This window comes from 'Camptotheca acuminata' phytoplasma (genome assembly GCF_041276565.1).
In the GTDB taxonomy this organism is placed as follows: domain Bacteria; phylum Bacillota_I; class Bacilli_A; order Acholeplasmatales; family Acholeplasmataceae; genus Phytoplasma.
In genome coordinates this window covers 1-5,291 of sequence record NZ_JBGGGR010000021.1, presented here as the reverse complement: position 1 = coordinate 5,291, position 5,291 = coordinate 1, and the positions used below count along the sequence as shown (strand labels likewise).

The 5,291-nt window shown below is 25.7% G+C and carries 6 protein-coding genes and 1 pseudogene; all 7 read right to left on the bottom strand.

Annotated features, from left to right (window positions below; translation table 11 throughout):
• Positions 1 to 424 (bottom strand): annotated as a pseudogene (locus AB6A63_RS01655) (hypothetical protein); the annotation flags it as partial.
• A 161-nt stretch (positions 425 to 585) separates the two neighbouring features.
• Entirely contained in the window at positions 586 to 1,554 is a 969-nt protein-coding gene (locus AB6A63_RS01650; protein ID WP_370430956.1) for a hypothetical protein, read from the bottom strand.
• A 69-nt stretch (positions 1,555 to 1,623) separates the two neighbouring features.
• Positions 1,624 to 1,794 carry an AAA family ATPase gene (locus tag AB6A63_RS01645; protein WP_370430955.1) on the bottom strand — a complete coding sequence of 57 codons (171 nt, stop codon included), beginning with the start codon at positions 1,792 to 1,794 and terminating at the stop codon, positions 1,624 to 1,626.
• Entirely contained in the window at positions 1,748 to 3,094 is a 1,347-nt protein-coding gene (locus tag AB6A63_RS01640) for an AAA family ATPase (protein ID WP_370430954.1), read from the bottom strand. Before AB6A63_RS01640 ends, AB6A63_RS01645 begins: the two co-directional genes overlap by 47 nt.
• A gap of 180 nt (positions 3,095 to 3,274) precedes the next feature.
• Positions 3,275 to 3,505 carry a hypothetical protein gene (locus tag AB6A63_RS01635; RefSeq protein ID WP_370430953.1) on the bottom strand — a complete coding sequence of 77 codons (231 nt, stop codon included), beginning with the start codon at positions 3,503 to 3,505 and terminating at the stop codon, positions 3,275 to 3,277.
• Between the two features lie 258 nt (positions 3,506 to 3,763).
• Positions 3,764 to 4,351 carry a hypothetical protein gene (locus tag AB6A63_RS01630; RefSeq protein WP_370430952.1) on the bottom strand — a complete coding sequence of 196 codons (588 nt, stop codon included), beginning with the start codon at positions 4,349 to 4,351 and terminating at the stop codon, positions 3,764 to 3,766.
• 612 nt (positions 4,352 to 4,963) lie between these two features.
• The gene (locus tag AB6A63_RS01625) at positions 4,964 to 5,107 is read right to left on the bottom strand and encodes a hypothetical protein (protein WP_370430951.1); all 144 of its coding nucleotides are present in this window, start codon (positions 5,105 to 5,107) and stop codon (positions 4,964 to 4,966) included.
• Positions 5,108 to 5,291 lie beyond the last annotated feature (184 nt).

Here is a 5,291-nt window from a genome sequence, read left to right as displayed (position 1 = left end):
CTCCCTTCGGAATAACAGCTCCCATTTTTTGATATTTGTGTGGATTGTTTAAGAAATCAATTAATTCTTTCATCTCTTCTTTTTCTTCTTTGTTTCCGGCGACATCTTTTAAAGTAAAAAGAGATTTTTGTTTATCTGCATTTTGAGCTCTAGATCTTGATTGCATAGATCTTTCCCATATAGCAGAAAAAATATAAATCATCAAAATTAACGAAGAAATAGCGGATAAAATCATTAAAGGTAATTGTAATAAGTTGATTACAGGAGTTTCTTGAACGATAGAAGTTTCTTTCATACGCATTTTTGTAAAAATGATATCAAATTGATGTTGTTCCAATTTACAAATATCTGCAGGACCCTTGTGATTTTCCAAAATAACATGATAATAAGGAGGACCATAATTCAACAAACGAGAATAACTCAAAATTTTGAGTTCCTTGTAATTTACTTTGGTTAACTTTTTCTTTTAAAATATCCATCGAAATTTCATTTTTAGGATATAAGAAGTTCTGATATTTTGAATAAGCCCAATATAAAGTAAAAACCGAAATAACAAGATAAAAACAGAGCAAAAAAAATTTTTTCTTAGTTAAAATCATGTTTAGTCACACCTTTTCTTTTTTTAGATAAGAAGATAAAATAAGCTACAGGTAAAGCTAATAAAAGGAGACTTAATAAAACTATGATTCCGATAAAAAACCAATTATGATTAGTTTTTTTGATGTTTGAATTTGAAGTAACTGAGTTTATGGTGGTTGACGAAGATAAATCGTTAGAACGTTCATTTAAGATATTATTAATTTCATTAGCGGTTAAAACATCTTTTTTTTCTAATTCAGCTACTAAAGTATTTAATAAATCACTATTTTGATTTAAAATATCTTTGGTTTTGTTATATAACGCATTATATTTATCTTCAAATTCTTCTTTAATTTGCATTTCTGCTAAATTAGAATCTTTAGTGGGTAATATTTTTCTAAGTTTTAATAAATCAGTTATTAAATTTTTAGCTTTTTCATTATCTAAATAAACTCGATCACTAACAGTATTAAACATCATTTCTTCGGCCGCTTTGCCTCCTAAATGTAAGATAATTTCTTTTTCGTAATCTTTTTCAACTTTTTGATGTTCGTCAAAATAAGAAATTTTGAAGGGACTCGCGTGACGAGCACGAGGAGTAATATCTATTTTATAAATTGAACCCCATTTTTGAGATAAATTAATAACCGCTTGACCAGCGAAATAAGTAGCTTCTGCTTTTCTTTCATTAGGGGTATATGTTATATCTGGAGTTGGAAGTCCTAAAATTTGATTATCAATCGCTGTTTCAATATCAGATTGAGTAATTAGAGGACGTTTTTCTTCAATTAAAGCTTTGATAGCGGCGTTGTTAATAATTTCTTTTAAGGTCACACCACTCATTCCTTGAGTTTTAATTTGAGCTAAAAAATTCCAATCAATATTAGGATCCATTTGTTGTTTCATAATAAATTTTCTTCCAAAAACATCTTTTAATAAAGCGAATCTTCCAGAAGCGTCTAGGTAACCCAACATAAATATGTTTACTTAATCTTCCAGGTCTTAAAAGAGCTTCATCCAAAATATCTTTTCGGTTAGTCGCTCCTATAAAAATAACATTTTCCAGAGGTTTAAAGTGCTATTTTGATCTTTAGCTTCGCCATCTCCACTGCTTCTTTTTCCACCAACAGCGTCGATTTCATCAACAAAAATAACAGCAGGAGTTTGTTTACGAGCTTGTTGAAATAATTCTCTTACTTTTTTGTGCTCCTTCACCTGAATATTTAACAGCAAAATCTGAACCAGACTTATCTATAAAATTCGGAATATTAAGTTCGTTAGCGAATGCTTGTGCTAAAAAAGTTTTTCCAGTTCCGGGTGGAACATATAATAAAATTCCTTTTGAAAAATCAATTTCTAATTCTTCATATTTTGACGGTTCTTGAATATAAGTTTTTATTTTTCTTAATTCGTTAACAGCAGCATCATTTCCTTTAACATCACCCAAAGTAGATTTTCTTTTAAGTTTTTTCCAAAAACAAAATACTTTCTTAGAACCTAAAGTTTCTGTTAATAATTTTTCTAAAGAAGGCGGCGATGTATAAGTATTGTTTTGTCCTTCAGGAATAAAGACAGCCACTAAACCTTCTAGAGAAGAATCTAGTTTTTTATTAAAATTTATTTTTCCTTCTGAAGATGGCGCAGAGTTGTTATAAACAGGATTTGTAGCGGTTAATAGAGATAAAGAAAAAGTTCTTCCGGGTAATTTCAAGTTTAAATATTGAATAATTTTCATATTATAACTATCTGCACCACCAGTTAATTCGAAATGATCAATCTTCTCTAATATTTTATATTTATCAAATAAAGTTTGATTTTCAGAAGATTTTAATAAATTTAAAATTTTTTCTTTTTTATCTTGTAAATCAGGTTTAGAAAAAATATTTTCTTTATTTAAACTGATAATTGTATTTTTAAGTGATGTTTCTGGATTTTCAGTAGATGTTATCAAATTTTGTGTATATTTATCAAAAAGTTGAGAATTAGAAGGTTTTACATGTTGTATTAATAAGGAAGTTATTTTTCTAAATTCTTCCTCATATGTTTCAAAAAAAGTTTTAATTTGGGGAAGTAATTCTTGAAGTAAAGTTAATTTTTGATCGATATTCGGATTTTGTTCAATTTTATTTAACGCGGTGTCATAAGGTTGGTAATTTTGAGAAAGATTTGATGGAAATTGGTTATTTAAACTTTCTTTTAAAGGTGTTAACCAACTATTTAAACTTTCTATACTAGGATATTCTTTTAATTTCCTTAAATTATCATTGATTTGTTGATGTTTAGTTTTGTATTCGCTCCAAGCGTTCTTAACTGATTGTACAAATTCTGTTATTTTTTGTTCCCTATATTCTTTTTGTTTGTTTTTAAAAGTATCATCTAACTGAAGACGATTATTTTCTATGGCGTTTTCGGCATAAACTAATGGTTTTGAAATAAAACCAAGTAATAAAAAACCAAAAAATAAAAGATACAAAACAATAAAAGAGGGAGATATTTTTTTATAATACAAATTCATAATTTTTAACCTTATATTATTTTAAAATTAAATCTTTTTTTACACTGTTTATTAAATAAGTGAATTTTTTAATATATTTTTAATGAATTTATTTTAAGATAAGTGAACTATAAAAAAATTATTTTTTTAAAAATGAATAGTTATAAAAAATTAATTTTTTTTATATTTTTTTTTAATAACTTAAGTGCTAGATATAGATATGATAATGATAAAAATATAAATAATTATAGCGAACCAACTAGTAAAGATATTAGATTTTATCGGTTGTTCTGATGGTTTTGATTCTGAAGTTTCTTTTTGTTCTTGTGTTACTGATTCTGATTTAGGTTCATTTTGTTGTTGTGGTACGTCTAAGTTTTCTTCTGGTGTTATTGTGAAGTTAACAGTTGCATCGTTTGTGTAATCTGGCAAAGATACTGTAGCACTATTTTCATTTTCTGAGATAACAATTACTAATTGGTCTGTTTCTTCTTGAGTCAGAGAATTTTTAGATTTAATAGCTTCTCTAATAGAAAAATCATCTTTTTTCGTTATTTCAGTTAATGCTAAAGTTGTTAATTTTGTGTTAATATGTTTGTTTTCGTCTATATTATTATTTTGAGTTTTAATATTTGTTTTTATAGTTTCTATTTCTTTGTTTGGTATTTTGTTTAAATTTGATTCTATTAATTATGTATTTATTGTTGATAATGCAAGCTGTTGCGCAATATTTTTTTGTTCTGTTATTTTTAATAAATTATTTTCACTTGATGTTATTTGTTTTTGATGTGTTTCAATTCTGGATAATTTTTCTTGATTTTCATTAGATAAAAGTTTAACAAAAGAATTATAGAAAAATTTGGCAGGATTTTGATTTTGTATTAAAGTTTCATAAGCTTGAATCATTCTATTTAACGCGTCAATACTATTTCGAAATACCGTTTGTACATCATCAGATACATTTAAACTTATCAAACGATTAAAATTAATTTCAATGTTTTCTTTGTTGTTTTGTACTTCTTGTTTTTTAGCACTATAATATTCAGGATTTTGTTCTTTATTTTGTTGTTCTTCATGAAGCCAAGTGTTATATTCTTGTCTAACTGCTAATGTTATAGTATCTGTAGTATTTAATTCCGGTTCGTCTGCTAAAATGTTAGCTGCTGCAACTTTTTGTGGATATTGTACAATAAATCCTTGTATATCGTTGACTTCTTCAGAATTTGTGTTTATGTATATTTTTTCTAAATAAAAGTGTTTATTATATAAAGCAACCATATAATTATAAACTAAAGAGTGTTCTTCTGGTTCTAATCCTTTTTGTAAGGTTTGAAAGATTTCTTTTTTTAAATTTAATTCTTTAATATTAGCTTTATGAGATTCGATATCATCTGGAAGTTTAGTTTGTATATAGTTAACATAATAGTTTGAATTATTATTTTGTTTTCTTTGTCGTTTTTCTAACCAAGAGTTATATTCTTGGCGAACTTTTTGTAATATGTTATTATTTTCTTTTGGAATTGATTGATTATTCGCTAATTTATTAGCGATATCAGATTTTAAATTATATTGTTCTATTTGTTTTTCGTAAAATCGAATACTGTTTGGTTCAGAAATTCCTTGATGACTAACTCGATTTGAGGATATATTGCTAAAATAAAAAGAAACAGAAGCTTTATAGTAAAGTTGTGCTATTAATTCTAATCTATCTTCTACTAAAGCCTGGAATGCTTGCTTAATAAGTTCTTTATGTTGTATTAAAAATTTTTCTCTTTCAACTGATAACGGAATTTTTAAAATTTCTCTATTATAATATCCATTATCTCTTCGTTGATTTCCTTCATGAGAACTTAATAACCTATTATATTCTTCTTGAACTTCTTGAACTAATCATTGTCGTTCAGCATCATCATTATTACTATTTTCTGCTAAAACTAATGGACTTTTTACAAAAAACAAAATTAAAACAAAGGTACTGAACCCTAAAAAAAAATTTAATTTCTTTTTAGAAAAAATTAAAACTTTAATTTTCACTTACTTATCTTCTAATAACCTTTCTTTTTATTTATTATTTATTTATTCAAACTTTATGAATAAACTAAATAACTTTATTTATTTCGTTTTTCTCCTCTCTTTTTTTTCTTAGTTACTCTAGAACCAAAAAAATAATTCAATAATTAATAAAAAAATATTAATTTCTATTATTATGAATCAAAAA

What these genes read in the sequence shown, in the direction of transcription:
- AB6A63_RS01650 (WP_370430956.1), bottom strand. Translation starts at nt 1,554, where the DNA reads ATGTTGGGTTACCTAGACGCTTCTGGAAGATTCGCTTTATTAAAAGAT.
- AB6A63_RS01640 (WP_370430954.1), bottom strand. Translation starts at nt 3,094, where the DNA reads ATGAATTTGTATTATAAAAAAATATCTCCCTCTTTTATTGTTTTGTAT.
- AB6A63_RS01630 (WP_370430952.1), bottom strand. Translation starts at nt 4,351, where the DNA reads ATGGTTGCTTTATATAATAAACACTTTTATTTAGAAAAAATATACATA.